We start from the raw sequence: 26770 nt of genomic DNA, 5'->3' as shown, positions 1-26770 counted from the left end.
AATTTTTCAGGGTTAAACTATCAAATAAAGATGTATGGTACAAAATTATCGATTTATTGTCTGGCTACGCTGTATTTATTTTTAACTTCACATCAATCTTTTGAATCCAATCAATAGCGGAACGGGCAGGATTCAATCACCGGTTTTTTTACACATGCAAATGGCTCCCTTTCAAATATTCAAATCTTCGGCCGGCTCGGGCAAAACCTATACGCTTACGACTGCCTACCTGAAACTGGCGCTGGAGCATCCTTTGGCTTTCAGGCAGGTACTGGCGGTTACCTTTACCAATAAGGCCACCCAGGAGATGAAAGAACGTATCATACAGGAGCTGAAGAGGATTAAAGAGGGGGTAGATCCGGATCAGCAAATGGATCGGGATCTTCTTGAAAAATGGCAACTAAGTCCTCAGGAATTATCACAAAGGGCTTCGGGGGTACTGAGGGCTATTTTGCACGACTACTCGGCATTTTCAGTAAGCACCATCGATAGTTTTTTTCAACGGGTTATCCGGGCTTTCGCTCGAGAAATAGACCTGCAGGCCAAATTCGATATCGAAATGGACCAGGAAGCGGTCATGTCCAGGTTGGTAGACCGGCTCATGCTCCGTGCTGCAGAGGATCCCGCATTGCACCGATGGATGGTAAATTTTTCGATTGCCAAAATTACCGAAGGAAAATCCTGGGACATCAGAAAACCCATACATGATTTGGGTAAAAAAATTTTTGAGGAAGATTTTAAAGTCGTTCAGCAGGAAGTGAGGGCCTTTCTTGCAGCGCCTGAAAACATGCAGCAGTTCAGGAAGCACCTGTATCAGCAGAAGAAATTGCTCGGCGATCAGGCCAGAGAAATGAAAGAAAAGGCCGGACAGATCAGGGAACGACATGGTTTGGTTTGGGAGGATTTTGCGGGGGGATCGATGAGCTTCGCACGCCTCTTTGACAAGCTGGGAGATCCCCGAAAGCCCATACCGACCCTTACTGATGCCCAGAAAAAGAAAATCGGAAATCCTGAAAGCTGGGCTACCAAATCCAGCAAAATGAAGGCTGCCATTCATGCCGCTTACCAGGAGGGTTTGGGAGATATGCTGGCCGAAATTGAATCTCTGGAAAAAACCTGGACCACCCTTGAGGTTATTTACAAGAATCTCTACGTTTTTGGCTTGTTTGGCTATTTGCTGGAAGAACTGGAAGGCCTGAAGGCAGAGGAGAATGTGTTGCTGATCTCAGAAACCAATGATTTTCTGCGATCCATCACTGCCGGTAACGAGGCTCCCTTCATTTATGAAAAAGTGGGTAACCAGTTTCACCATTTCCTGCTGGATGAATTTCAGGACACCTCCGGATTTCAATGGGCCAGTTTCAGACCCTTGCTGATCAATTCGCTGGCTATGGGCAAATCCAACCTGATCGTAGGGGATGTAAAGCAGTCGATCTACCGCTGGCGGGGGGGAGAAATGCGGCTGCTTATGGAGCAGGTCGAGCAGGATGCGGGACACTTTGGAGTAGCCGTCAGGCAATTGGCCACCAACTACCGCAGTCTGCCTCAGCTGGTCTATTTCAACAACAGCTTGTTTCGGCAAATGTCCGGGATCCTGGCAGACCATTTGTCTGCCACACCGGATCCTGCGCCAGGAGGTATTATCCGGGAGGCATACGCGGAGATTTCCCAACAGGTGGCCCCGCATCAGGAAAGGAGGGGAATTACCGGTAAGGTGAAGCTGGACTTTATTTTGCCCGAAACAGACAGGTCTTATGCGGAAGTAGCTTTAGAAATGCTTCCCGGGCAGGTAGCACAATTGCTGGCCCGGGGATACCGTTTGCAGGACATTGCCATTCTGGTAAGGAAAAACGGGCAGGCGGCGGCGGTCGTAGATGCGTTTATGTTGCACGGTGAGCAGGATCCCTACCAAAAATATGAGGTACTCTCTGACGAAGCTTTGTACCTCAATAGGTCTGCGGTGATCAAATGCCTTTTGGCTGCCCTGAAAGTCGTCAATGATCCGGACGATAAGTTGGCAGCAAGCAGTATATGGATCCATTGGGCAAGGGTATGGGATAGGGACATACAGGCTGAGCTCTTTCAGCACGGTTACCTGCCCGGGTCAATCCAGCAACTCAGCAATAAATTTACGCAGCAACTGCCAGAATTCCGGCGCCTGGCGCTAATGGACTTGCTGGAGGCGATCATCGATCTTTTGGGCTTCAATGAAGATGTACCGGAAAAAGCCTACCTCTCCGGGCTGAAAGAAGCATTCTATGATTTTGGAGATAAAAATCGTGCGGATCTGGGCAATTTTCTGGACTGGTGGGAGCAACAAGGGCATAGGCGGACTGTTAAACTTCCCGAGGAGCACGATGCCATCAGGATTTTGACCATTCACAAGGCTAAGGGGCTGCAATTTAAAGTTGTCCTTTTGCCTTTTCTGGATTGGAAGCTTTTCGATACGACAAAGGATAATGTGGTTTGGACCGCCTATGATTGGGAAGAGAATGGTCAGCGGGTTAACATTCCTTTGACGATAAGGAATGATCTAATGAAATCTGCTTTTTCACCGATTTTTTTAAAGGAAAGCCTGCTTCATCATCTCGATAACCTAAACATGCTTTATGTGGCATTTACCAGAGCCGAGGAAGTTATCTGGGGCATGGCACCATTCAGGGAATCAAAGGGGAATGGTACGCTGAAAACGGTAGCAGATCTGCTGCTTCAGGCCGTAAGCTTTCCCTCTCCGGTACAATTGGAACTGGATCTTTGCAGCCATTTCGACCGGGAAAAGCTAGTTTTCGACATGGGAGACTGGCACCAGTCAGAGAGGATGGCGGAGAGCCTGGAAGGGGATCAGCCTATGGCATGGAAGTACCGGCCCTGGGTTCGGAATTTACAGGTCAGAGACCTGTTTGGCAGCTTTGAGGGATCAGGATTGTTTCGGAAACGGGATTTTGGCTTGTTGGTTCATTCCCTGATAGAGCGTTCACGCAGCAGAGAGGATTTTATGCTGGAATTGGATAGCCTCTATTATGAAGGTGGAATTGATGCCGGGGAAAAGGATTCCCTGGCTGCGCAATTCGACGAATTGTGTAGGTTGGAAAAGTTCAGTAGCTGGTTTGATGGCAGTAATACCGTCTACACAGAACAGGGAATTCTGCTTCCGGGAGGGGAAAGTAAAAGGCCGGACCGATTGGTTTACCTGGGTGACCGGATTGAGGTAGTGGACTTTAAGACTGGAAGGGAACAAAAAACACACCACAAACAGGTGCGCGGCTATGTAGATCTGGTGAGGCAAATGGAAAGGGATTTGGTAGTGGAGGGTTATCTCTGCTATCTTGAATCGGGATTAATTAGCAAAGTCAATTGAATGGATGGGTTTTTAAGACAGACAGCACATACACTGTTGCAGCGAGGAGGAGACCTAAAAGCTGTTAGGATCATATTGCCAAACCGACGGGCAGGTCTTTTCTTTAAAAAATACATGGGGCAGTTGGCGGAAGGTCCTGTCTGGATGCCAGCTATAGCTACCATAGAAGACCTTTTTTATGAAATGGCCCGTAAGAGACCTGCAGATAATCTGCGGCTGGTATATGAGATGTACCAGGTTTTTTCCGCACTTTCCGAGGTAAAAGAAGAATTTGACCGCTTTTACTTCTGGGGAGAAATGATCTTGAAAGACTTTAGCGATCTGGATCAGTTCCTGGTAAATCCTGAGAAATTATTTACCAACCTGAAAGAGCAAAAAATTCTTGACAGCGATTGGAGTTTCCTCAGCCGGGAGCAAATAGCATTGATCAAGGCTTTTTGGGCATCTTTTGAGGAAAGGGACAGGTACTACCAGGAGAGGTTCCTGCAGTTTTGGGATCTCTTGTTTCCGCTTTATCAGGGATTCAATGCCCGGCTGAAAAGCGGCGGCCTGTCCTATGGAGGAGCCATATACCGGGAAGTAGCAGAAGGACTGCAAGGGATGGACATGCCCGCGACTCACCATATCTTTGTCGGATTCAACGCATTCACGCGTACGGAGGAGAAGCTTATCAGGTATTTTATTGAGCATCAGGGGGCTGAAATATTTTGGGACATCGATAGGTATTATATCAATGATCCCGCCCAGGAAGCGGGGCTTTTCTTCCGGGAATATCTCAAAGACCCTGTTTTTGGTCCTACTTTTCCCGGGGAGATACCCGCACAGATTGAACGAAGAAAGGCCCGCATTCAGACCTATACTGTTCCGCTGAAAATCAACCAGGCAAATCTTGTAGCCGGACTTTTGGAGCAAAGCCTCGGAGAGCTGGAAGATTTAGAGGAGACAGTAGTGATTTTGCCTGAAGAGCAGTTGTTGTTCCCCATTTTAAATTTGCTGCCCGATAAGGTACGCCAAGTGAACGTGACGATGGGATATCCCGTCAGGCAAACGCCCGTCTATACTTTCCTTGAAGCAGTGCTGGAATTGCAGCGCTATACGAAGATAGAAAATGAGGAAGTGGTATTTTATCACAAACCGGTAAAAGAACTGCTTCATACTGTATTTCTTCGGGAAAACAATCCGGATTTTTCAACAGAAATCCTGGAAGAACTGAGGCGGACGAATACGATATACCTGCCTGCGTCAAAATTAGCTGCCGGAGGAAAACTTTTTGCCCTGGTATTTCAAAAGCTGCTGTCTTCCAATTTAATAGAGGTGATTTTGGATTTGATCCGGCTGCTGGCTGAAGGACTGCAGGAGCATAGCATGGAGCAAACCTACCTGATGCAATGTTACAAACAGATGAATCGGCTTAAAGACATTTTCGATCAGGATATCAAAGAGGCAGTGAGTGTAGAATTTTTCATACGGATATTCCGTCAGGTTTTTGCGGAGATAAAACTGCCTTTTCAGGGAGAGCCCCTGGAGGGACTGCAGATCATGGGGGTACTGGAATCCCGCAACCTGGATTTCAAAAGAGTGATCGTCTGTCAGATGAATGAGGGAAGCTTTCCACCTTCCAACAGCATGAACTCAATGATACCATTTAATCTGCGTAGGGCCTTTAGGATGCCTGTTCAGGAGCAAAATGATGCCATTTATGCCTATACTTTCTATCGCTTGCTTCATCGGGCCGAAGAGGTGCATCTGATTTACGCCACTGCAGGTGCAAATGGGCAGGTGGCAGAGAAAAGCAGGTACATTCACCAATTACAGATAGAGATGGCAAATGAGCAGATAAGCAGGAGGGATAAGGTTGTTCATGTGCCGGTTGATTTGACCCCTGCCAAAGCTATTTCGATAGAAAAGAATGTAGCCATCCTCGATTTTTTGTCCAGGTATACAGACAAGAGAGACCCTGAGCAGCCAGCCATGAGCTTTTCTCCTTCAGCTATCAACATGTGGCTGGATTGTCGGCTTAAATTCTACCTGACCTATATCGCTGGCCTCGAAACGCCGGAAAAAGTGGAGGAAGAAGTTGACCCGGCAATTTTCGGCAACCTGGTACACTTGTCTCTGGAGAATTTGTATGGCAATTATCTCAGAAGCAAGAAAAGTAACCGGGTGGAATCAGGTGACCTTGAGAGGTTAAGGGATTTGATATTCCCCGCTGTGGAAAAGGCCATCCGCAGCCAGTATTTTTTAGAGACTGACGAAGAGGTTAATTTGGGGGGGCAGCTGCTGATCGCAAGAGATGTGCTGCAGAAATACTTGATTGGTGTGCTGGAAAAGGATGCCGCCAAAGTTCCCTTCGAGATCATTTCACTGGAAGCAGACCGGAAATACAGGGCGCAGCTACCCATCAAGACAGCAGATGGTGTAGTCAATGTGTCACTGGGAGGAATCATCGATCGGGTTGATAGGGTCGGAAATGCCATCAGACTGGTGGATTACAAATCCGGTGGGGATAGAAAAGACTTCAAATCGATAGAAAGTTTGTTTGACCGGCAGGATAATTCCAGAAATAAAGCGGCGATGCAGACATTTTTTTATGGCTTGCTCTACCAGGCCAATTTTCCGGAAAACAAATTGCCCTTGCTTCCCGCTTTGTATAATCTCCGCGATATCTTTAAGGAGGACTTTAATCCCTACCTTCAGGAAGGTACCGGAACGAAAAGCAAAAAGCAAGTCATGGATTATGCCGATTACAGCGAACGTTACCTTCAGGAGCTTACTTCCTGCCTGGAAGAAATTTTTAATCCCACACAGGTTTTTGATCAGACAGCCGATCTCAAAAAGTGCCAATACTGTCCTTTTTCTGAGATTTGCTGCAGGTAAGGTAAAGCTTTAACTTACAGACTTATTTACTATATTTACGCCTTTGATTTTGAAAATGAAACCAACCATTCAAACAGTTTGGATACTCTGCATGGGTTTGACAGGAGGATTGGTGCTCGCTGTATCTCCCTTTCTTATCCGGTGGTTCGAGCTGGTAACCCTGAATACAAAATCCTGGCAGATAATTACAGATTATGGGATCATATCGGGAACCTTCCTGTTCGGATACTCCTATTTCTTTTTTCATTCCGTGAGGAGACTGCGGGATCCTGAAGCAGATACCCGTTTCCAGATCTTCAATAAATTGCCAAACTGTGTCTGGGTTTTTTCTAAAGAAGGGCAACGGTTGGAGATGTCAAACGAAATGGCGACAGCCGTCTACGGTAGCCATCCCGATACCCAAAACCCGGATCTATTCAGATCTCATTTCTATGATTTTAAGATTGTCGAGGAGATACTGAGTGGAAAAAATTGTGTCTATAGAAACATCGTAATGATAGACAAGGCCTACGAGCCCAGGTATGTAGACCTCTTTGGTATTCCGTTTAAGCGAAGGAGAGAGGACATGATTCTGGTGTTGGTGGTAGATCACTCCGAGGTGCACCAATCACTGGGTCAAATTCAGAAATTGTCAGATTCCCTGATGCTTCAAAATCAGCAGTTGAAGGATTTTTCATATATGAATTCCCACAAAATCAGAGCCCATGTATCTAATATTCTGGGATTGATCAGCGTGGAGGAAACAGCGGCAAGTGGGCAGGCAATGGAAATGCTGAAGATTGCAGCCAATAACCTGGACAGGGAGGTCCAGAAAATGAACAGGTTACTCATGGAAAAAAACGTAAATGGAAAAGAATTGGAACAGAAAGAGCAGCGTATAGTGTTTGTTGACGATGACAAAGTGCAGCACATGATCAACAAGAGGATCTTACTGAAAGTAAACAATTATCTGGATTTATTTTTCTTCGAGAATCCCTACCAAGCGCTGGATTGGCTGGCAGCGAACCCCGCGGATGTACTTTTACTGGATATCAATATGCCTGAAATGGACGGCTGGCATTTCCTGAAACTTATGGAGGAGAGGGGTATTCAGTTGGATGTAAAGATGTTGACTTCCTCCCTGGATCCGGACGACATGGAGAAAAGCAGGTCTTTCGGTCAGGTGAGTGGATTTTTGATTAAGCCATTAAAAGATGAAAATATTGCGGAATTTTTGGCCAATTAGAAGTATTGGTTGATTTTTGTGTTCATATTGTAACTAATATTAAAACTACCTTTCTATGGCGGGAGAGCCCAATAAAAAAGATAAAGTATTAGGGAAGCGAATTGATAAATTTTTTATGGGCCTGGAGAATGCTTATAAATTTGTCAAACGATTTTTTCAGGAAGTCTGGTTTCCTCCCTACGAATTTAAGGAGGTGATCCGGCAATGTTATCAGATTGGGTGGAACTCTCTGCCTTTGATTTCGCTGACAGGGTTTATAGTAGGTGTGGTCTTCACGAATCAATCCCGTCCCTCCCTTGCCGAGTTTGGTGCGACTTCCTGGCTTCCGGCACTGATTTCGATTGCGGTGGTAAGGGCTATGGGGCCTTTGGTAACGGCTTTGATTGCTGCAGGAAAAGTCGGCTCCAGTATCGGTGCTGAAATCGGGTCTATGAAGGTCACTGAGCAGATTGATGCGATGGAGGTTTCGGCGACAAACCCGTTTAAATTTCTGGTGGTATCCAGGGTACTGGCCAGTACCTTTATGATCCCCATTCTGGTCTTATATACCGATTTTGTGGCCCTATTGGGGGCTTTTGTAAACGTGCATTTCAATGAGTTGGTGAGTTTGAGCACGTTTTTTGTGCAGGTATTTGATGCCATATCCTTTTTGGACATTACTTCTTCTATGATCAAGTCGCTGTTCTTTGGTTTTACTATAGGAATGGTGGGCTGTTACAAGGGGTACAATTCCACCAAAGGTACTGAAGGGGTCGGAAAAGCAGCGAATTCAGCGGTAGTGATGGCGATGTTTTTAATTTTTATTGAAGAGTTGCTTTCTTTGCAGGTAACCAATTTCTTTAGACAGTTGTAAGATGAGAGAAACGGTAATACAGGTAAGGAATCTGGTCAAATCATTTGGAGATCTGGATGTATTAAAAGGCGTAGACCTCGATCTTTACAAAGGCGAAAACCTGGTGGTGCTCGGGAAATCCGGTAGCGGCAAATCCGTATTGATCAAAATCATGGTGGGCTTGCTTACGCAGGATGAGGGCTCTGTGAAGGTGTTGGGCAAAGAAGTGAAAGACCTGTCTCAGAAAGACCTCAATGCGTTGAGGTTAAAAATAGGGTTTTCTTTTCAGGCAAGTGCATTGTATGACAGTATGACGGTGAGGGAAAACCTGGAATTTCCTCTCGTGAGAAATGTAAAGAACCTTTCAAAATCTGAAAAAAATCAATTGGTAGAAGAAGTACTGGACAGTGTCGGTCTGTCCGGTACGATCAACCAGATGCCCTCAGAGCTATCGGGAGGTCAAAGAAAGCGGATCGGAATTGCGCGTACGCTGATATTGAAGCCGGAAATCATGTTGTATGATGAACCGACCGCCGGGCTGGACCCCATTACCTGTATGGACATCAACAACCTGATCAATCAGGTGAATGAAAAATACCAAACTACGTCAATCATCATCACCCATGACCTGACCTGCGCCAAGGTGACCGGAGACCGCATGGCGGTATTGCTGGATGGTGTCTTCGGAGCCAAGGGTAAATTTGAAGAAGTATTTCAACACGCGCAGGATGGTAGGGTTAAATCATTTTATGACTATAATTTCATCACACAATGAGAAATGACAATAAAAAATCGGTTACCGTTGGCATATTTGTGCTGATAGGAATCATCATCCTGGTTACCGGCATCCTCACCCTGGGTGCACAGCAAAAGGCCTTTGTAAAAAGCATCCGCGTTTTTGCGGTATTTGATGATGTAGGAGGCCTGCAGACCGGTAATAATGTTTGGTTTTCAGGCGTCAAGATCGGGACCGTCAAGAAGATAAACTTCTATGGAGATTCCCAGGTCGAAATTGAAATGAATATTGAATCTGCCGCTAAGGAGTATATCAAAAAGAATTCAAAAGCTACCATCAGCTCTGACGGACTGATAGGCAATAAAATTATCGTTATCTACGGTGGTGCCGAGGAAGTGCCCGCCGTAGAGGACGGGGACAGGCTCACCGCTGAAATGCCACTGGATACCGATAAAATGATGGAGACTTTGCAGGAAAATAACAATAATCTGGTGTCCATTACTGAAGACCTGAAAGTACTGACCCACAAAATTGCCAACGGAGAGGGTATCATTGGTGCGGTTCTCACAGACAGTACCCTGGCACAGGAATTCCGGCAAATGATGGGTAACCTGCAACGTACCGCCATCAATAGTAGCCGAATGACTTCGGAACTGGCTGACTTTTCGGACAAACTGAATCAAAAAGGCGGGCTCATGGATGACCTGATCAACGATACCACGGTCTTTGCCAGTCTCAGAAATACGGTTAGTGCCCTGGAAGCCACGGGTGCAAAAGTAGACAGCGCAGCGGCCAATTTCAATGAAGCCAGTGAAGGGCTTACCCGGGAGGACAATACCCTGGGCATGTTGCTCAATGATGAGCAGTTTGCCGAGTACCTGAAAAGTACTATGGGTAATCTGGATACCGGTACCGTGCGGATGAATGAAACCCTGGAGGCCATGCGCTACCACTGGCTTTTTCGAGGTGCATTCAGAAAGAGAGACAAGGCCAATCGAGAATAAACAGCCAAAGCGGAGTACTTTCCGCTTTTTTTGTGTTCCATTTCTGCCAAAAAAAACCTATATTGTAGCCCTAGACTGATTTCATCTTCGATTGTTTTTGAAATCTTTTTTTATCAAAAAAACCTATTTGAAATATGCCTAAAGATCCTTTTAATATCATTAAGAAACTTTCAACTGCTAAAGGGGATCTCCAGTATTGGAGTTTGAAGTCCCTTCAGGAACAGGGGTATCCCATAGAAAAATTGCCTTTTTCTATCAGGATTCTGTTGGAAAATGCACTGAGAAATTTTGATGATTTTGCAATTACCAGGGAAAATATAGAAACCTTACTCAACTGGAAGCCTGAAGCCTCAGAAAAGGATATTCCCTTTAAACCCGCGCGGGTACTGATGCAGGATTTTACAGGGGTACCGGCCGTAGTAGATATCGCTTCACTCAGGGCCGAAGCGGTCAGAAAGGGTAAAGATCCGGAAAAGATCAATCCACTTATTCCAGTTGACCTGGTGGTGGATCACTCTGTGCAGGTAGATTATTTTGGTACCAATTATTCCTACAAGAGAAACGTAGACGTGGAATACGAGCGCAACGGCGAACGTTATGAATTTTTGAAATGGGCTCAGAAATCCTTTAACAATTTTTCTGTAGTACCTCCGGGTATGGGTATATGCCACCAGGTGAATCTGGAATACCTGGCGCAAGGCGTGATCGCAAGAGAGGGCAAGGTGTTTCCTGACACCCTGGTAGGTACAGATTCCCATACACCAATGGTTAACGGCATTGGTGTAGTCGGATGGGGTGTAGGGGGCATAGAGGCGGAGGCTGCCCTTCTCGGTCAGCCCATTTACTTTATTATGCCCGAGGTGGTCGGTTTAAGACTTACCGGTTCGCTTCCGCTAGGGACTACCGCCACAGATATGGTTTTGACCATCACGGAATTGTTGAGGAGAAATGGCGTTGTGGGTAAGTTTGTAGAAGTTTTTGGTCCCGGATTGGATAATTTGTCCGTTCCCGACAGAGCTACCATTTCCAATATGTCACCAGAGTTTGGCTGTACGGTTACTTATTTCCCCATCGACGACAGGACACTGGATTACATGTCTAAAACAAACCGTACGGCAGATCAGATCAAATTGGTTGAGGACTACACCAAGTCAAACCTGCTATGGCGGGCGAATGAGGACGAAATCAATTACTCTACTGTTGTAGAGCTGGACCTTTCTACTGTAGAACCCACCGTTTCCGGCCCCAAAAGGCCTCAGGATAAGATCCTGATGAGGGAATTTAAAGACAAATTCGGCTACCTGCTCAAGGAAGTGCATGGCCGGGAATACATTCCCATTGATAAGCGGGATGATGTGAGCAGGTGGTTTGCTGAAGGTGGAGGCAATCAGCCGGTAAAAGACCAGAAAAGCAAGGTAGACAATGACGTTGAAATAGAAACCAAATTGAAAAACGGGCTCAAATCCGTCGTGATCAAACTCAATAATGAAAAATTTGCCCTGCACGATGGGTCAATCGTGATTGCTGCAATTACTTCCTGTACAAACACGTCCAACCCAAGTGTAATGATTGGCGCTGGATTGATTGCAAGAAAAGCCAGAGAGAAAGGGTTGGATGTGAAGCCCTGGGTAAAAACATCTCTGGCTCCCGGGTCAAAAGTGGTGACGGATTACCTTGAAAATGCAGGCTTGCTGGACGATCTGGAAGCCTTGCGTTTCCACGTGGTAGGCTATGGCTGTACCAGTTGTATTGGAAACTCCGGACCGTTGCCAAGACACATTGCCAAAGCCGTTGAAGACAACGATCTGGTAGTTGCCTCAGTACTGTCGGGAAACAGGAATTTTGAGGCAAGGGTACATCCACAGGTGAAGATGAATTATCTGATGTCCCCCATGCTGGTCGTGGCCTATGCCCTTGCAGGACGGGTAGATGTGGATTTAAACAGTGAGCCTTTGGGATACGACCCTAATCTGGAGCCGGTGTACCTCAAGGATATATGGCCATCCAATGAGGAAATATTCGAAGTGTCCAACAGGGTGCTTTCTCCAAACGACTACAAGAAAAATTATGGTGAAATTTTTGAGGGGAACGAGCAGTGGCGCTCATTAAAGGCACCGGAAGACCAGGTATACCAGTGGTCAGATAAATCTACCTATATAAAAGAAGCACCTTTTTTCAAGGGAATATCCGAGACCGTAGACGAGCCGGATGATATTGAAAACAGCCGCGTGCTACTCAAGTTGGGAGATTCTATCACCACCGACCACATTTCTCCCGCTGGTTCATTTTCTCCTACTTCTCCTGCCGGAAAATACCTGATCGGTAAGGGGGTAGAGCAGGGCATGTTCAATTCTTACGGCTCCAGAAGAGGTAATGATGAAGTAATGGTTCGGGGTACCTTTGCCAATGTAAGGATCAAAAACCAACTCAGCTCCAGGGAAGGAGGCTATACCACACATATGCCATCGGGAGAGGAAATGACGGTGTTTGATGCGTCTGTCAGGTACCAGAAGGATGATGTACCACTTGTCGTACTGGCAGGTAAGGAGTACGGCAGCGGCTCTTCCAGAGATTGGGCAGCCAAAGGTACCACACTTCTGGGTATCAAAGGGGTGATTGCCGAAAGCTACGAACGCATACATCGCTCCAATTTGGTGGGCATGGGTGTATTACCTATGCAGTATGCCAAAGGACAGTCGGCCACAACTCTTGGACTTACCGGGAAGGAGCAAATATCAATAACCGGTATTAAAGATGGATTGAGTCCGCTGAAAGTGCTCAAGGCCAGTGCGAAAAAGGAGGACGGATCAACAGTTAATTTTGATGTGATCGCCCGCCTGGACTCCGCCATCGAGATCGAATATTACAAAAATGGGGGAATCCTTCATTATGTTTTGAGGCAATTTCTCAAGGCATGATCCGCCCGAAAATGTAATGCCATGAAGCAGTGCCGTTCCCACGCGGTACTGCTTTTTTTTATATGCCGCAGATATTCCGACACAGGCATTCAGGGGCTGATGCGGTCATTTTTAACAACAGGCTGAAGGTATATTGTACTTGCTTGTCCCGAATTTTGTTTTGTGCAGGACAGCCGGGAATCTTTTCATTTTTTATTAACTTTGCAGCTTAATCGAAAATGGAGATGGTACACGTTTGTCGGAAGGAACATTTTAATGCAGCCCACAAGCTCTGGAATCCAAAATGGTCTGAAGAGAAAAACAAGGCCGTTTTTGGGCCTTGTGCCAACGAAAACTGGCATGGTCATAACTTTGAACTTATTGTCACGATTAAAGGAAAGCCGGATGAAGATACCGGATTTGTGGTAGATCTGAAGCAACTGAGTACCCTGGTCCGTCGCGAAGTGATCGACAAGGTTGATCACAAAAACCTCAATCTGGATGTGTCATTTATGTCCGGGAAAATGGCAAGTTGTGAAAACCTGGTGATGGAGTTTTGGAAAATATTACAGCCGCTGGTGGATAAACTCGTTAAGGAAGGTGGTTTGTACAAACTCACGCTCTACGAAACACCTCGTAATTTCGTGGAATACTATGGTGAATAGTCAGGACCAAAAACCGCAAATCCCAAACCGTTGAAGTACTACATCATTGCCGGAGAGCGTTCCGGAGACCTACATGCATCCAACCTCCTTTACAGCATAAAAGAGATTGATGAAGAGGCGGAATTCCGGGGCATGGGAGGAGATTACATGAATACGGCCGGATGCGAGCTGGTCGCACACTACCGGGAAGTCGCCCTGATGGGTTTTGTTGAGGTATTGCTGCACTTCAGAAGAGTTTTTAGCTATCTGAGTAAAATCAAGGCGGACCTGCTGAAAAACCGGCCGGACGCCCTGATACTGGTGGATTTTGGCGGTTTTAACATGAAGATGGCGGCTTTTGCCAGTAAACAAGGCATACCCGTTCACTATTACATTGCGCCGAAGGTCTGGGCCTGGAACCAAAACCGGGCTTACAAACTAAAAAAAAATGTAGAACAGCTCTATTCCATTTTGCCCTTCGAACCGGAATTTTTCAAAAAGTTTGATTGGGAGGTAGCTTATGTGGGCAATCCGCTTTTGGATGAAAAGAAAAAATTCCGGCCGGCACCTGATTTTCTGGAAATACATGAACTTGATGGCAAAAACCTTGTAGCCTTGTTGCCCGGGAGTAGAAGGCAGGAAATCCGCCAGATGTTACATACCATGATCGCTTTAAAACCGGCGTTTGAAGGTGTAGAATGGGTGGTAGCGGGAGTGCGAAATCTACCCGGGGGGGTGTACCAGGCTGCGCTGGACGCCGGATTGACAGTAGTGTACGACCAAACCTATGATGTATTGCATCATGCCAGGGCAGCAGTGGTAACCTCTGGCACAGCTACCCTGGAGACGGCCCTGTTTAAGGTACCACAGGTGGTGGTTTACCGGACCAGTGGGATATCTTATGCCATCGCCAGGAGTTTGATTCGTGTGCCCTTTATTTCCCTGGTCAACTTAATAGCAGGGAAGGAAGTGGTAGAAGAACTGATTCAGGACGGGTATAACGCTGCAACGGTCAGGGCATGTTTGGAGAAACTACTTGCCGACGGTGCCGACAGACAGGAGATTCTGAACGGGTACGAAGAAGTGTCCGCAAAAATTGGCAGAAAAAAAGCCTCGCAGGAAACTGCGAGGCTGATCTTTCATTCATTGACAGGAACAAAGTCCTGATACGGGATTATCCGTTAAGGTAGCTAAGCGACCTGAAGCTTTTTGAATTTCGATTTTTCAAATTGTGCATTGGCGTAATCCCGGTCAATAATAAGCGTTTGTTCTTCCTCTATAGAGGGATACTCATACATGGCATCTGTGATGATGGCCTCACAAATGGACCTCAATCCCCTTGCCCCCAGGTTAAATTCCACTGCCTTCTCGACAATAAAATCAATTCCCGACTCGTCAAATTCCAATATGACATTTTCCATTTTCATCAGTTTGATGTACTGTTTGGTCAATGCATTTTTTGGTTCTGTGAGTATTCTCTTTAGGGTAGCCTTGTCCAGTGGATCAAGATGGGTGATGACGGGCAGGCGGCCGATCAATTCGGGAATAAGTCCATAGGCTTTCAGGTCCTGGGCCGTCACGTACTGCAGGAGGTTATTTCTGTCTACTACCTCTGCGTTGCTTTTTTTGCTAAACCCCATGGGCTGGGTGTTGAGCCTGCTGGCAATATGCCTGCCGATGCCATCAAAAGCACCACCGCAAATGAAGAGGATATTTTCGGTATTGACAGAAATCATCTTCTGATCGGGATGTTTTCTGCCGCCCTGGGGCGGGACGTTTACAGTAGTGCCCTCAAGCAATTTGAGCATGGCTTGCTGCACACCTTCCCCGCTTACATCTCTGGTGATGGAGGGGTTGTCTGATTTTCTTGCGATCTTGTCCAGTTCGTCTATATAGACAATTCCCCTTTCGGCGGCTTCCACGTTGTAATCCGCAGCCTGGAGCAATCGGGTCAGGATACTCTCCACATCTTCTCCCACATAGCCCGCTTCTGTCAGTACAGTGGCGTCTGCGATACAAAAGGGAACCTCCAGCGTCTTGGCCAAAGTTTTGGCCAGGTAGGTTTTGCCGGTCCCGGTATCCCCGACCATGATGATGTTGGATTTTTCAATTTTCACCTCATCATCCATTTCATCTTTTTGTCCCAATCGTTTGTAATGGTTGTAAACAGCCACCGTCAAAACCTTCTTGGCTTCCTGCTGGCTGATAACGTACTCATCCAGGTAGGCAGTCAATTCTTTCGGTTTTTTCAATTTGAATTTAGGCTTTTTCGAATTCTTTTTCGTTTTGTCTTCTTCGCCTAAAATCTGAAATGCCTGTTCGATACAATAATTACAGATATGCGCAGAAATTCCGGAGACCATCAGGTCTACGTCTTTCTTATTTCTGCCACAAAAGGAACATGTTACTTGCGCCATCCGAGCTTTATTTTTCTTTTTTCGTCAAAACTTCATCTATCAATCCATACTCTTTAGCTGCTGAAGCCTTCATCCAGTAATCCCTGTCAGAATCCTTTTCAATTACTTCGATGGATTTGCCACTATGTTTGGCCAGGATTTCATACAGCTCAGTTCTCAATTCGAGAATCTGCTTTACGGTGATCTCCATGTCTTTGGATTGTCCCTGCATGCCTCCTGAAGGTTGATGAATCATGATCCTGGAATGTGGAAGCGCAGCCCTTTTGCCCGCGGCCCCGCCAGCCAGTAGCACCGCTCCCATAGAAGCTGCCAGTCCGGTGCAAATGGTACCCACCTCGGGATTGATGTATTGCATGGTATCGTAAATGCCCAAACCTGCGTACACAGAGCCTCCGGGGCTGTTGATATATAGCAAGATGTCTTTTTTAGAATCAACAGATTCCAGAAACAATAGCTGCGCCGTGATGATATTGGCAATATTGTCATCAACTCCCATGCCCAGAAAGATGATCCGGTCCATAATCAACCTGGAGAAAACATCAATTTCTCTGAAATTGGTAGGTCGCTCTTCGATAACTGCCCGGGTCATATTCTCAACGCTATGGGTATATTGGTCAAATGTATTGCCACTAAGGCCCTGCCCTTTAACTGCGAATTTTCTAAATTCTTCTTTATTCATATTTTGTTTTCTAGATAATATGGATACAAAAATAAAAAAAGCCCTTACAAAAGGACTTTTAATGAACAAATAATTTCTTTAATTAGTTTTCCAGTAGTTCTTTAAACTTTTCTACCGCTATCTTTTCTTCTTTGATTTCAACCTTGGTTTTGACAAATTCCAGTACCTTCTCATTCTGTACGGCTGTCAGCATCTGCATGTAGTTTTTGCCTTCATTTCCCTGCAAATAGTTTTGAAGGAACATGTCCATGTTTTCCTCCATTTGAGACCCCATTCCAGAAGAAGCCAACTGCTCGCGAATCATTTCCTTTGTTTTTTCGATCACATCTTCATGCTCAGCCTTTATTTCATTCTCCTTTGCAATTTGATTCGAAAGTAAAGACCAGGTCAGTTGCTTGGTATAGGCAGGAAATTCTTTTTCCACATCTTCTTTGCTAAACTTTCCCTCGTTTGCGCGAATCAACCAGTCTTTTAAAAATTCTTCCGGTAAATCCAATTTGTGGTTGGCTACCAGGCTGTCTTTGAGTTTTTCCTCATTATACACTTTGACTTCCTTTTGGTAGTTTTCAGTTAGGATCGTCCTGATCTTTTCCAGAAATTCATCTTCTGTTTTTACCTGATCAGGCCCGAATACCTTGTCGAACAGCTCCTGGTCAAGTTGCGCTTCTTCTGTACGGTTGATATTCTGCACCGTAAAAGTAAAATCTCCGGTTAGTTTTTCTGCGTCCTCCTTGCTAATATTCAATACATCCGCAAGATCACCTTTTATGGCTTTGGAAGGGTCAAAGGAAATGCTGTCCTCTTTTTTTACACCTACAAATTTTTTCAAGGACCGACCGTCTACTGCGTTCAGGGGAATAGTGAGCGTTTCCTCATACGAACCATCGGCAGCTTTGAGGTCTCCGTAAAGATAGTCATTTTCTTCACTTAGCTCCGGATTGGTCATTTTCCCGTATTGCTTTTTGATATTGTCAAGCGCTTCGTCTACCTCCTTGTCTGAAAGCTCCACCTGATAGTTTTTAACATCCAGCTTTTGATCAAGATCAACTGCTACTTTTTCTACAAAGCCGATCTTATAGTCAAATTCAAACTCTTTTTGTTTTTTCCAGTCAATATGCTCGCCTTCGGCATCCTGGGGTATGGGATCACCCAAAACCTCAAAATCCTGCTCTTTGAGATAATCGTTCAGGCGTTTGGATAAGATATTGTTGATCTCCTCTACCAAAACAGAAGTGCCATACAGGTTTTTCACCATAGCAAAGGGAGCTTTTCCGGGACGGAAGCCTTTGATATTGGATTTTTTGGCATAGTCTTTTATTTTGGCATCTACTTTTTCTTTGTAGTCTGCCTCATCTATTTTGATTTTGACCAAAGCCTCGTTGGCGGCATGTTTGTCTAATGTAATTTCCAAGGGATTTGCGTTTAATGTTTACCGATAACAAAAACCCTCCATCCTGATGTCCTATTCGGCAGAAGATCAAGATCGAGGGATTCTAAAAGGGTGTGCGGATGGAGGGACTCGAACCCCCATGCCTCGCGGCGCTAGATCCTAAGTCTAGTGCGTCTACCAATTTCGCCACATCCGCTGATTACTAATAATAAATGATAAGCTTTTCGTCTGTTTGCCTATCTTTATTTTTACCTGAAAACTCTTCAGCCTTCTCATCCGGCTGGCACCCTTATGGGGCTGTTGGCCGGTTTTTTTACGTGGATGCAAAGGTAACCATCAATTTTAAAGTTTCAATAACTTGATCGAAAAAAATTAGAAATATTACTTATGTATTTCATTCCTTGAGCAGGAATTATTTTATAACTTGTACCATATGATCAAAGTCGATATAGAAGAAGAGCGAAAGGAAATTCTCAAGCGTTACCGCAGACTTTTGAAGGTGGCCAAGCCATTGCTCAAGTCCGGTGATGCCAAATTGATCAAAAAAGCCTTTAATGTGGCCAGCGAGGCACATAAAGAGATGCGGCGGAAATCGGGGGAGCCCTACATTTATCACCCTCTTGAGGTGGCTCTGGTTTGTGTAGAGGAAATAGGTCTGGGTACGACCAGCATCATATCGGCTCTGCTGCACGATGTCGTTGAGGATACAGATCTCGAGTTGGAAGACATCGAGCGGGAGTTTGGGACCAAGGTGGCACAGATCATCGACGGTCTCACAAAAATCGCCGGCGTTTTTGATTATGGGACCTCCCAGCAGGCCGAAAATTTCAGAAAGATGCTGATCACCCTGTCCGATGATGTGCGTGTCATCCTCATCAAACTGGCTGACCGGCTGAATAACATGCGTACACTGGACGCCATGCCCAGACACAAGCAGTTGAAGATCGCCTCTGAAACCAAGTTTTTATATGCTCCCCTCGCCCATAGACTTGGGTTATATTCCATAAAATCGGAGTTGGAGGATCTGCATCTCAAATTTATGGATCACGAGGCTTATAACTATATTGTAAAAAAAATAAACGATACCAGGCTTTCCAGAAACAAATTCATTAAAACCTTTATTGCCCCTATAGAAACTGAACTCAATGATCAAGGCTTTAAATTCGTAATCAAGGGAAGGCCTAAGTCGGTTTTTTCTATATATAACAAGATGAAGTCCCAAAACATACCTTTCGAGGAGGTGTATGATCTTTTTGCAATTCGAATCATTATTGATACCCCGTATGAGAATGAAAAGGCCGATTGCTGGCAGGTTTATTCTACGGTAACGGATTTTTACCGTCCCAATCCGGACCGGTTGCGGGACTGGATAAGCACACCCAGATCCAATGGGTATGAATCCCTGCATACTACAGTAATGAGCCAAACCGGACAGTGGGTGGAGGTACAGATCAGGACGCAGCGGATGGATGATATCGCGGAGCGGGGTTATGCCGCTCACTGGAAATACAAGGAGAAGGAGAATGCCCCCGAGAAAGCGGCCGGTAGCCTTGACGAATGGATTACACAGGTGAGGACATTGTTGGAAAACAATGATGGGTCTGCCATAGAATTCATGGATGATTTCCGGGGGAATTTATTTCAGGATGAAGTTTTCGTTTTTACGCCCAAGGGAGATTTGAAGGTGCTGCCTTTTGGCGCCACGGCCCTTGATTTTGCTTTTGAAATACACTCTGAGGTGGGAGCAAAATGCATTGGTGCTAAAGTCAATCAGAAATTGGTTTCGATCGGGCATAAACTGAAAAACGGCGATCAGGTAGAGATCCTGACCTCCAACAAACAGAAGCCCACTGAAGACTGGCTGAAATCGGTAGTTACCTCCAGGGCCAAGGCAAAAATCAAAGATGCATTAAAGGAGGAAAAGAAGGGCTATATGATGGATGGGAAAGAGATCGTGCAGCGCAAGCTCAAACAGATGAAAATCGATTTCTCTTCGGAAGTCGTGGAGCAACTTCGTGCGTTTTTTGAAACCAAGACCACTACAGAGTTTTATTATAAGGTAGGCCGCGGTATTATTGATCCCACCGCCATCAAGACGTTCCGTGATTTCAAACAAAAGAAGAAGTCAAGAAAAGGGCCATTGATGCACGTGACTGATGAAAAATCTTTCACCAAGGAAATCAAAAACCTCAAAGGGCCCGAACACGATCAATTGCTGATCGGAGAAGATATGGACGTGGTAGACTATGTTTTGGCAAAATGCTGCAATCCCATCCCGGGTGATGATGTTTTTGGTTTTGTCACGGTCAATGAAGGAATCAAAATTCACCGGACAGCCTGCCCTAATGCCCTGGAGTTGCTTTCCAACCATGGTAACCGAGTCATCAAAGCCAGATGGACCAGCCAGCAACAAATCGCATTTTTGGCCGGGCTGAAAATCGTTGGTACAGACAGGGTAGGTTTGATCAGCGACCTTACCAAAGTCATCTCAAACGAATTAAAGGTGAATATGCGTTCTATCACGGTGGATTCGGATAGCGGCATTTTCGAAGGCAGCATCAAATTGTACGTACACAGCACCAATCACCTGGAGAACCTGATCCAAAACCTATCCCGGGTTTCGGGGGTTTTAAAGGTATCGAGATTCGATTAACCAGGAAAGCCACCCAAATTCAAATAAGAACAGTATATTTGTAAAAAAAAGTAAAGTATGGCTTCAAATGAAAGTCTTTACGAAAAAGTAAAGAAAATATTCACTGCCTATCTGGAAAACAAGAAGCTTAGAAAAACCCCGGAAAGATACGCCATTTTGGAAGAAATATACAGCAGGGGCGGGCATTTTGACGTGGAGGGTCTGTACATCAGCATGAAAAACAAAAATTACCGCGTGAGCAGAGCTACGGTGTATAACACGCTGGATCTGCTGGTGGAATGTGACCTGGTTACCAAACACCAGTTTGGAAAAAATCTGGCCCAATACGAAAAATCCTACGGCTACAAACAGCACGATCATCTCATCTGTACGGAGTGTCATCGCGTGAAGGAATTTTGTGACCCGCGAATCCAGAATATCCAAAATACAGTAGGGGAGGTCTTGAATTTTAACATCATTCACCATTCCTTATTGCTATACGGAAACTGTACAGACGAAAATTGCGAATTTAAACAAGGAAAAACTACAGAAAAAAACGTAAAATCCAGTCAATGAAGGCATCATTTGAATCGTACACAGCAGACAAGAATCTGATTTTAAAAATCAAGGGTGATTTGATAGGTGATGAGTCAGGGCCCAGGCTGGTGGAATTGGTTTCTGACGGATTGCAGGAGGGGATCCAAACCTGTATCGTTGATCTAAGTCAGGTGAGGTATATCAGCTCGAGCGGGATAGGTGTGTTGATCACTATACTGACAAAAATGAGAAACACAGGAGGGGAGGTCTACCTCAGCTCCCCATCTGAGCACGTGAAAAAATTGCTCATTATCACCAAACTCAATAATATTTTTCATGTTTTTGACTCTTTAGAGGAAGCAATCAACCAATCAAAATAAGACTAAATAGCTTTTTTATCCTGAATTAAAATCATCCGGTAGTTGTAAATTTTTACAATACTGGCAATCTTCACGGCTGGTTTTAATCAAGGACAAATTACATATTGATAAAAAAATGAAAATGGACGTTCTTTTAGGTCTCCAGTGGGGTGACGAAGGCAAGGGAAAAGTAGTTGATTACCTGGCACCTGCCTATGAAATGGTGGCTAGATTTCAGGGTGGACCGAACGCTGGCCATACTCTGGAGTTTGACGGGATCAAGCATGTTTTACACCAAATACCCAGCGGAATTTTTAGAAATAACATTCACAATATCATAGGTAATGGCGTGGTTCTGGATCCTGTGGTCTTGAAAAAAGAAATCGAAGCGCTGAAAAAATTCAATATTGACTTCCGCAAAAATCTGGCAATTTCCAAAAAGGCCACGATCATTCTGCCTACCCATAAGCTATTGGATGCAGCTTATGAAAAATCCAAAGGGGAAAAGAAAATTGGCTCTACACTGAAAGGTATTGGTCCCACCTACCAGGATAAAATTGGCCGGGTCGCCTTAAGGGTAGGTGATATGTTGGCTCCGGACTTTAAAGAGCGGTATCTTGACATTTCCGACCGGCACCGCTCTATACTGGATTACTATCAATACAAGTTAAATGATCTTCCTGCCCTGGAAGGAGAGTTTTTTGATGCCGTTGAGTTTTTCAAGTCATTAAATCTGGTGGAAACAGAATTTGAGGTAAATGCGGCCATCAGGGCAGGCAGGAAAGTTCTGGCTGAGGGAGCTCAGGGTTCCCTTCTGGACATAGATTTTGGAAGCTATCCCTTTGTAACCAGCAGCAGCACCATGACAGCCGGAGCATGCACAGGCCTGGGAGTGCCTCCATCGGTGATCGGAGAGGTATTTGGAATCTTCAAAGCCTACTGTACCCGTGTGGGCAGCGGGCCTTTTCCAACCGAGCTTTTCAATGAAGAGGGCGAACAAATGCGACGGGACGGCAATGAGTTTGGCTCCACCACAGGCAGGGCCAGAAGATGTGGTTGGCTGGATCTGCCCGCGTTGAAATATTCCATTATGATCAATGGAGTAACTCAACTTTTTATGATGAAAGCAGATGTGTTGAATAATTTTGAACAGATCAGGGTATGTACCGGATATGAATTGCCGGATGGTTCAGTCACCGATCATTATTTGACAGGCAGTTCGGATGAAGTTATCAAACCCGTATACAAAACATTGAAGGGCTGGAACTGCAGTCTTGATGAAGTAGCACACTATAAGGATTTTCCAGATGAGTTGATCAATTATGTGGAGTTTCTGGAAAATGAACTGAACGTTCCCATCAATATGGTTTCCGTAGGGCCGGATAGAAAAAAAACCATTTTGAAATAAGCCGGCTTAAGGCAATCAAAAAAAGGCTTCTTTTATTTTATTTAAAGGAAGCCTTTTTTTGATTTATTTTTTATTTGCCTATCTTAACTACCTGATTTTGCCGGCGTGAACATTGGCGCCGTATTCTGATCTGAGCACTTAGGCATCGCTAAAGTAAACCTTTTCCTTACCAATATGCTTTAAGATCTGGAGGGTAGAGAAATGCCCGCATTCGATCAATATCAGGATTCCCGAATTGAAGCATGCCTAAAATATTCCACTATGCAATTTACGCGCTGCTGATTTTTCCACCTTTGGCAGGATGGGGGCAACAGGGGTTTCCTTATTGTGAATCATTTCAGGGTGAAGTAGAACGGGATCAAACTATTTTTGGTGGTGATGCGCGTTTGTTGGATGGAGTGCTGAGGTTAACTGATGCAGTCACAGATCAAAACGGCTACGTGTATATCAACATTCCTTTTGCGTCTGGTTTTGGGGTGAAAGCCTCCTTTGAGTATTTCAGCTACGGAGGGGATGGGGCAGATGGACTGTCGGTCTTTCTGTTTGACGGGGCACATAATTTTTTTGCTCCGGGAGGCTTCGGAGGATCACTCGGGTACGCCCCAAAGGAGGGCAGTCCAGGCTTAAGCGGGGCGTATATGGGAATAGGCTTTGATAGTTTTGGCAATTTTGGGAATGTGTCAGAAGGCAAAACCGGTGGATTTCCCGGCTCATCAAATGCGGTCCACCCAAACAGCATAGTAGTGAGAGGGCCCGGACAGGGTTCCACCGGGTATCAATACGTTGCAGGAGTAAAAACCAATGAAGGCGGTAACTTTGGTTTGCCGGAGGACCAGCGTTTTACCATCAGTTCAGGGGGCAGAGGTACCAGAAGGATTACCTCTCCGGAACAGCCAGGGTACAGAAAAGTTATCGTGAAATTGCAACCCAGGGAATCCGGAGTTGGATTTCTCCTCAATGTAGAAATGATTTTTACTGCCGTTGCCGGAAACCCGCGCCAGATAAGTCTGCTTGAAAACGTGGATTATCCTTATCCGGCACCTGAAACACTGAAAATTGGCTTTGCGGCGTCTACGGGATCAGTCACCAACATTCACGAGATCCGCAACCTATTGGTGGAAGTAGCCGATGAAGATAATTTACAGAAGCCGGAAACAGCACCCCTGGATGACATGGTTGTTTGTTTGGGTCAGGAAAATCTTCTGGAATTACCAGCTGGCGCGATTGACCTGCCTAATGTAAATTCGAGAATAAGTTGCATGAGTTTTTTCGAAACACAAGAGGAGATAACTGAACAGGCGGATGATCCATGCCTGCAGGGAGATTGCGAATCCGGAGCACTTCTGTTGCAGGAAGGTGAATTTAGGTATCTTGGGCAGGGTGGACAATTTTCGTTTACACCCAATGAAGGTTTCCAGGGAGATGAAGTTCAGGTTTTTTACACGGTAACAGACAACTATGGAATGACCTCCTCCGGCGGGCGGATCAGGCTGCTTGTAAACCAGGCTCCGGAACCTATCAGCATCTTTATCAATGAACTTCCGCTGACAGCTCTCGATGCATGTCCCGGAGCAGATGTGGAATTGAGCCTCTTTCCCTCGGATGGGCTGACAGATATCGAGTGGACTCAGGATGGGCAGGTGTTGCCGGGTGAATCTGTGACGCAAATTACCGTCTCGGCACCTGGGATTTACCGGGTCCGGGCCAAATCAATAGCGGGATGCCCCTTGGTTTCCGACCCCGTTGAAATCATCTTTCCGGATTTTCCGGATTTGGAAATTTCCGAAACGATCTTTGTATGTCAGCCGGATCTATTTCCCGATATCAGGACCTACATTACCGACTTTAACGGAGAATCATTTGATTACCAGGTGGAAGATGAGAATGGCGATACTTTCGAGAATGAAATGATCACAGAGATCAACCTGGAAGGGGCCTATTTATTACGCGTAAAACCGAAAGAAATAGCCTGTTGGTCTGATCCGGTCACCTTTCGGCTGAGTGTTCCCGATGACCCTCTGGTGGCTTCATTTGACTACGTGCTCAATGCAACCGGTCTTAAGGAGGAGGCGCCTGAAGGCATATTGGCTGATGACAGGATTCGGTTTCTGGATCAGTCTACAGGTCTTCCACGCAGTTGGCATTGGGATTTTGGGGATGGCAATACCAGTAACCAGCGGTCTCCAGCCCATGTGTTTGGAGAAAAAGGGGAGTTTTTGGTCACGCTAACGGTGCAGACAGGCCCCGATTGCACATCCAGCTACCAAATGCCGATTACCATTACCCGAACCTACCGGGTCATGTTCCCTTCCGGTTTTACGCCTAGCAGAGAGGAGGACAACCTATTTGGACCCAAAACCAAGGGAATCGCAGAAATGGACCTTAAGATCTTCAGCATCTGGGGTGAATTGTTGTTTCAGACTACAGATCTTAACGGCGATGGCTGGGATGGTACCTTGAATGGGTCAGACTTGCCGCCTGGTACCTATGTATACAGGGCAGACTTTGAAACGACGAGAGGGGAGCCCGTAACCAGATCTGGAAAATTTCTGTTGATAAGGTGATAAGGAAGTTGCACATATTGTTCTTGATTTTCTCTGGACTGTCTTTTCGGCAACTGGCAGGCCAGGATATGCAGTTTTCCCAATTTTATGCTGCGCCTATTTATTTGAATCCCGCATTTACCGGTAGTACCGAATGGACCAGGGTAGGCGTCAATTACCGAAATCAATGGCCGGGACTGGATCACAGTTTCAATACCTTCTCTGCGTACTTTGACCATTTTATTGATCACCGCAACAGCGGAGTAGGGGTGATTGTCAATGGAACCCGCGATACATTCGCACAACTGCAAAACATGGAGGTTGGTCTTACCTACGCTTACAGGGTTCGGCTGGCAGAAGAAAAGTTTTTGCATGCAGGCATCCAGGCCAGTTTTGTGAACAGAAATGTAAACGTAGAGAGCATTGTGCTGGGGACGCAATTGGATATAGACAGAGGGATTGTGGTCGGGGAAGGGATAAATTGGGTCACGGACGTCAGCCAGCGAAGCCATGAAGACATCAATGCAGGACTCTATTACTACGATGAAAAATTCTGGCTTGGAGTATCTGCACATCATCTCACACGGCCCTATACTTCGTTTTTGGAAATGAATGAAAACCGGCTTCCGATCCGCTATGCAGCCCATGGTGGTGTTACTTTTGAACTTTTTAGTGCAGCCATCGGAGATGTGATTAACAATACCTTGCATGAGCGTACGCTGTCGCTGGCTTTCAATTACCGGCGGCAGGGGCTTTTCGATCAATTGGACCTGGGTACAGAATTGTTTTATGCGCCTGTGATCGTCGGATTGTGGTATCGTGGGCTGCCGACGAAAAATGCCCTGCCAAACAACGAAGCCCTGATTGCTTTACTGGGTTTTTCGCTTCCAAACGATTTGCAGATAGGGTACAGCTATGACTTTACCATTTCCAGACTGGGCTGGAGAAATTCAGGGGGAGCACACGAGGTGTCGGTAAGGTATACTTTTAGAAATTACAAAACCGGCAAAAAGCATGACAGGGCCATTCCGGGCTTTAAATATTAGATTCTTTCCCTTTCTTCTGAGGTAGTTCAATTTTTTTCTAACTGAACGTCAGCTAATTTGAACCTTTTTCTCACTTTTGTTTGTTTTCCATATTGCAAACCGGAAAAAAGATATCATCTTTGTGATCCCAAACGGGGAAATCGAGGAAACACCGGAGAGGCGTTTAGAAATCTTTTCAAATTTTAT

At 45.5% G+C, this 26770-nt stretch carries 18 protein-coding genes and 1 tRNA gene; 15 read left to right on the top strand and 4 right to left on the bottom strand.

All coding sequences use genetic code 11. From position 1 onward, the window contains the following. The first annotated feature begins 100 nt into the window (after window positions 1-100). From BUB19_RS22940 to lpxB, 9 genes are all read left to right on the top strand, one after another. The gene (locus tag BUB19_RS22940) at window positions 101-3358 is read left to right on the top strand and encodes a UvrD-helicase domain-containing protein (protein ID WP_143156143.1); all 3258 of its coding nucleotides are present in this window, start codon (window positions 101-103) and stop codon (window positions 3356-3358) included. Next, entirely contained in the window at window positions 3359-6235 is a 2877-nt protein-coding gene (locus BUB19_RS22935; protein ID WP_073098113.1) for a PD-(D/E)XK nuclease family protein, read from the top strand. It begins immediately after the preceding gene. A 55-nt stretch (window positions 6236-6290) separates the two neighbouring features. Then, window positions 6291-7460, top strand: a complete 1170-nt coding sequence (locus BUB19_RS24605; RefSeq protein ID WP_245802936.1) for a response regulator — start codon at window positions 6291-6293, stop codon at window positions 7458-7460. 55 nt (window positions 7461-7515) lie between these two features. Then, window positions 7516-8313 (top strand): MlaE family ABC transporter permease, encoded by a 798-nt coding sequence (locus BUB19_RS22925; RefSeq protein WP_073098111.1) that lies wholly within the window; start codon window positions 7516-7518, stop codon window positions 8311-8313. 1 nt (window position 8314) lies between these two features. Next, window positions 8315-9067: an ABC transporter ATP-binding protein gene (locus BUB19_RS22920; protein WP_073098109.1), complete on the top strand. Its 753-nt coding sequence runs from the start codon at window positions 8315-8317 to the stop codon at window positions 9065-9067. Next, window positions 9064-10032 (top strand): MlaD family protein, encoded by a 969-nt coding sequence (locus tag BUB19_RS22915; RefSeq protein ID WP_073098108.1) that lies wholly within the window; start codon window positions 9064-9066, stop codon window positions 10030-10032. The genes BUB19_RS22920 and BUB19_RS22915 overlap by 4 nt, the downstream gene beginning before the upstream one ends. A gap of 134 nt (window positions 10033-10166) precedes the next feature. Beyond that, a complete protein-coding gene (acnA, locus tag BUB19_RS22910; RefSeq protein WP_073098106.1) occupies window positions 10167-12950 on the top strand; it encodes an aconitate hydratase AcnA in 2784 nt (927 codons plus the stop codon). Window positions 12951-13174: 224 nt separating this feature from the next. Beyond that, the gene (locus BUB19_RS22905) at window positions 13175-13594 is read left to right on the top strand and encodes a 6-pyruvoyl trahydropterin synthase family protein (RefSeq protein WP_073098182.1); all 420 of its coding nucleotides are present in this window, start codon (window positions 13175-13177) and stop codon (window positions 13592-13594) included. Between the two features lie 30 nt (window positions 13595-13624). Then, window positions 13625-14740 carry a lipid-A-disaccharide synthase gene (lpxB, locus tag BUB19_RS22900; protein WP_073098104.1) on the top strand — a complete coding sequence of 372 codons (1116 nt, stop codon included), beginning with the start codon at window positions 13625-13627 and terminating at the stop codon, window positions 14738-14740. A gap of 23 nt (window positions 14741-14763) precedes the next feature. Here lpxB and clpX read toward each other — a convergent pair whose 3' ends face one another. The 4 genes from clpX to BUB19_RS22880 form a co-directional block, all read right to left on the bottom strand. After that, window positions 14764-15990, bottom strand: coding sequence for an ATP-dependent Clp protease ATP-binding subunit ClpX (gene clpX, locus BUB19_RS22895; RefSeq protein WP_073098103.1), 1227 nt, complete (start codon window positions 15988-15990; stop codon window positions 14764-14766). Window positions 15991-15997: 7 nt separating this feature from the next. Further along, window positions 15998-16669 carry a ClpP family protease gene (locus BUB19_RS22890; protein WP_073098101.1) on the bottom strand — a complete coding sequence of 224 codons (672 nt, stop codon included), beginning with the start codon at window positions 16667-16669 and terminating at the stop codon, window positions 15998-16000. 82 nt (window positions 16670-16751) lie between these two features. Beyond that, window positions 16752-18080, bottom strand: coding sequence for a trigger factor (gene tig, locus BUB19_RS22885; protein ID WP_073098100.1), 1329 nt, complete (start codon window positions 18078-18080; stop codon window positions 16752-16754). Between the two features lie 93 nt (window positions 18081-18173). Next, a tRNA-Leu gene (locus tag BUB19_RS22880) sits at window positions 18174-18255 on the bottom strand. A gap of 237 nt (window positions 18256-18492) precedes the next feature. On the opposite strand from BUB19_RS22880, the gene BUB19_RS22875 reads away from it, so the two are divergent. The 6 genes from BUB19_RS22875 (at window position 18493) to BUB19_RS22850 (ending at window position 26584) form a co-directional block, all read left to right on the top strand. After that, window positions 18493-20712, top strand: coding sequence for a RelA/SpoT family protein (locus tag BUB19_RS22875; protein WP_073098098.1), 2220 nt, complete (start codon window positions 18493-18495; stop codon window positions 20710-20712). Between the two features lie 57 nt (window positions 20713-20769). Continuing rightward, window positions 20770-21267, top strand: coding sequence for a Fur family transcriptional regulator (locus BUB19_RS22870; RefSeq protein ID WP_073098097.1), 498 nt, complete (start codon window positions 20770-20772; stop codon window positions 21265-21267). After that, entirely contained in the window at window positions 21264-21608 is a 345-nt protein-coding gene (locus BUB19_RS22865; RefSeq protein WP_073098095.1) for an STAS domain-containing protein, read from the top strand. Before BUB19_RS22870 ends, BUB19_RS22865 begins: the two co-directional genes overlap by 4 nt. 115 nt (window positions 21609-21723) lie before the next feature. Then, window positions 21724-22995: an adenylosuccinate synthase gene (locus BUB19_RS22860; protein WP_073098093.1), complete on the top strand. Its 1272-nt coding sequence runs from the start codon at window positions 21724-21726 to the stop codon at window positions 22993-22995. A 242-nt stretch (window positions 22996-23237) separates the two neighbouring features. Then, complete coding sequence (locus tag BUB19_RS22855) at window positions 23238-25559, top strand: PKD domain-containing protein (RefSeq protein ID WP_073098092.1); 2322 nt, start codon at window positions 23238-23240, stop codon at window positions 25557-25559. Then, a complete protein-coding gene (locus BUB19_RS22850; protein ID WP_317041605.1) occupies window positions 25556-26584 on the top strand; it encodes a PorP/SprF family type IX secretion system membrane protein in 1029 nt (342 codons plus the stop codon). The genes BUB19_RS22855 and BUB19_RS22850 overlap by 4 nt, the downstream gene beginning before the upstream one ends. The last annotated feature ends 186 nt before the right edge of the window (window positions 26585-26770 follow it).

The sequence above is a fragment of the Cyclobacterium lianum genome, assembly GCF_900143075.1.
Taxonomy (GTDB): domain Bacteria; phylum Bacteroidota; class Bacteroidia; order Cytophagales; family Cyclobacteriaceae; genus Cyclobacterium; species Cyclobacterium lianum.
Note: the sequence above shows the minus strand (reverse complement) of the source record. Positions and strands in the feature narration are given on the sequence as shown.

Excerpts from the sequence above, each read along its gene's own strand:
- BUB19_RS22935 (WP_073098113.1), top strand. The coding sequence starts at position 3,359 with ATGGATGGGTTTTTAAGACAGACAGCACATACACTGTTGCAGCGAGGA.
- BUB19_RS24605 (WP_245802936.1), top strand. The coding sequence starts at position 6,291 with ATGAAACCAACCATTCAAACAGTTTGGATACTCTGCATGGGTTTGACA.
- BUB19_RS22925 (WP_073098111.1), top strand. The coding sequence starts at position 7,516 with ATGGCGGGAGAGCCCAATAAAAAAGATAAAGTATTAGGGAAGCGAATT.
- BUB19_RS22920 (WP_073098109.1), top strand. The coding sequence starts at position 8,315 with ATGAGAGAAACGGTAATACAGGTAAGGAATCTGGTCAAATCATTTGGA.
- BUB19_RS22915 (WP_073098108.1), top strand. The coding sequence starts at position 9,064 with ATGAGAAATGACAATAAAAAATCGGTTACCGTTGGCATATTTGTGCTG.
- acnA (WP_073098106.1), top strand. The coding sequence starts at position 10,167 with ATGCCTAAAGATCCTTTTAATATCATTAAGAAACTTTCAACTGCTAAA.
- BUB19_RS22905 (WP_073098182.1), top strand. The coding sequence starts at position 13,175 with ATGGTACACGTTTGTCGGAAGGAACATTTTAATGCAGCCCACAAGCTC.
- clpX (WP_073098103.1), bottom strand. The coding sequence starts at position 15,990 with ATGGCGCAAGTAACATGTTCCTTTTGTGGCAGAAATAAGAAAGACGTA.
- BUB19_RS22890 (WP_073098101.1), bottom strand. The coding sequence starts at position 16,669 with ATGAATAAAGAAGAATTTAGAAAATTCGCAGTTAAAGGGCAGGGCCTT.
- BUB19_RS22875 (WP_073098098.1), top strand. The coding sequence starts at position 18,493 with ATGATCAAAGTCGATATAGAAGAAGAGCGAAAGGAAATTCTCAAGCGT.
- BUB19_RS22870 (WP_073098097.1), top strand. The coding sequence starts at position 20,770 with ATGGCTTCAAATGAAAGTCTTTACGAAAAAGTAAAGAAAATATTCACT.
- BUB19_RS22865 (WP_073098095.1), top strand. The coding sequence starts at position 21,264 with ATGAAGGCATCATTTGAATCGTACACAGCAGACAAGAATCTGATTTTA.
- BUB19_RS22860 (WP_073098093.1), top strand. The coding sequence starts at position 21,724 with ATGAAAATGGACGTTCTTTTAGGTCTCCAGTGGGGTGACGAAGGCAAG.
- BUB19_RS22855 (WP_073098092.1), top strand. The coding sequence starts at position 23,238 with ATGCCTAAAATATTCCACTATGCAATTTACGCGCTGCTGATTTTTCCA.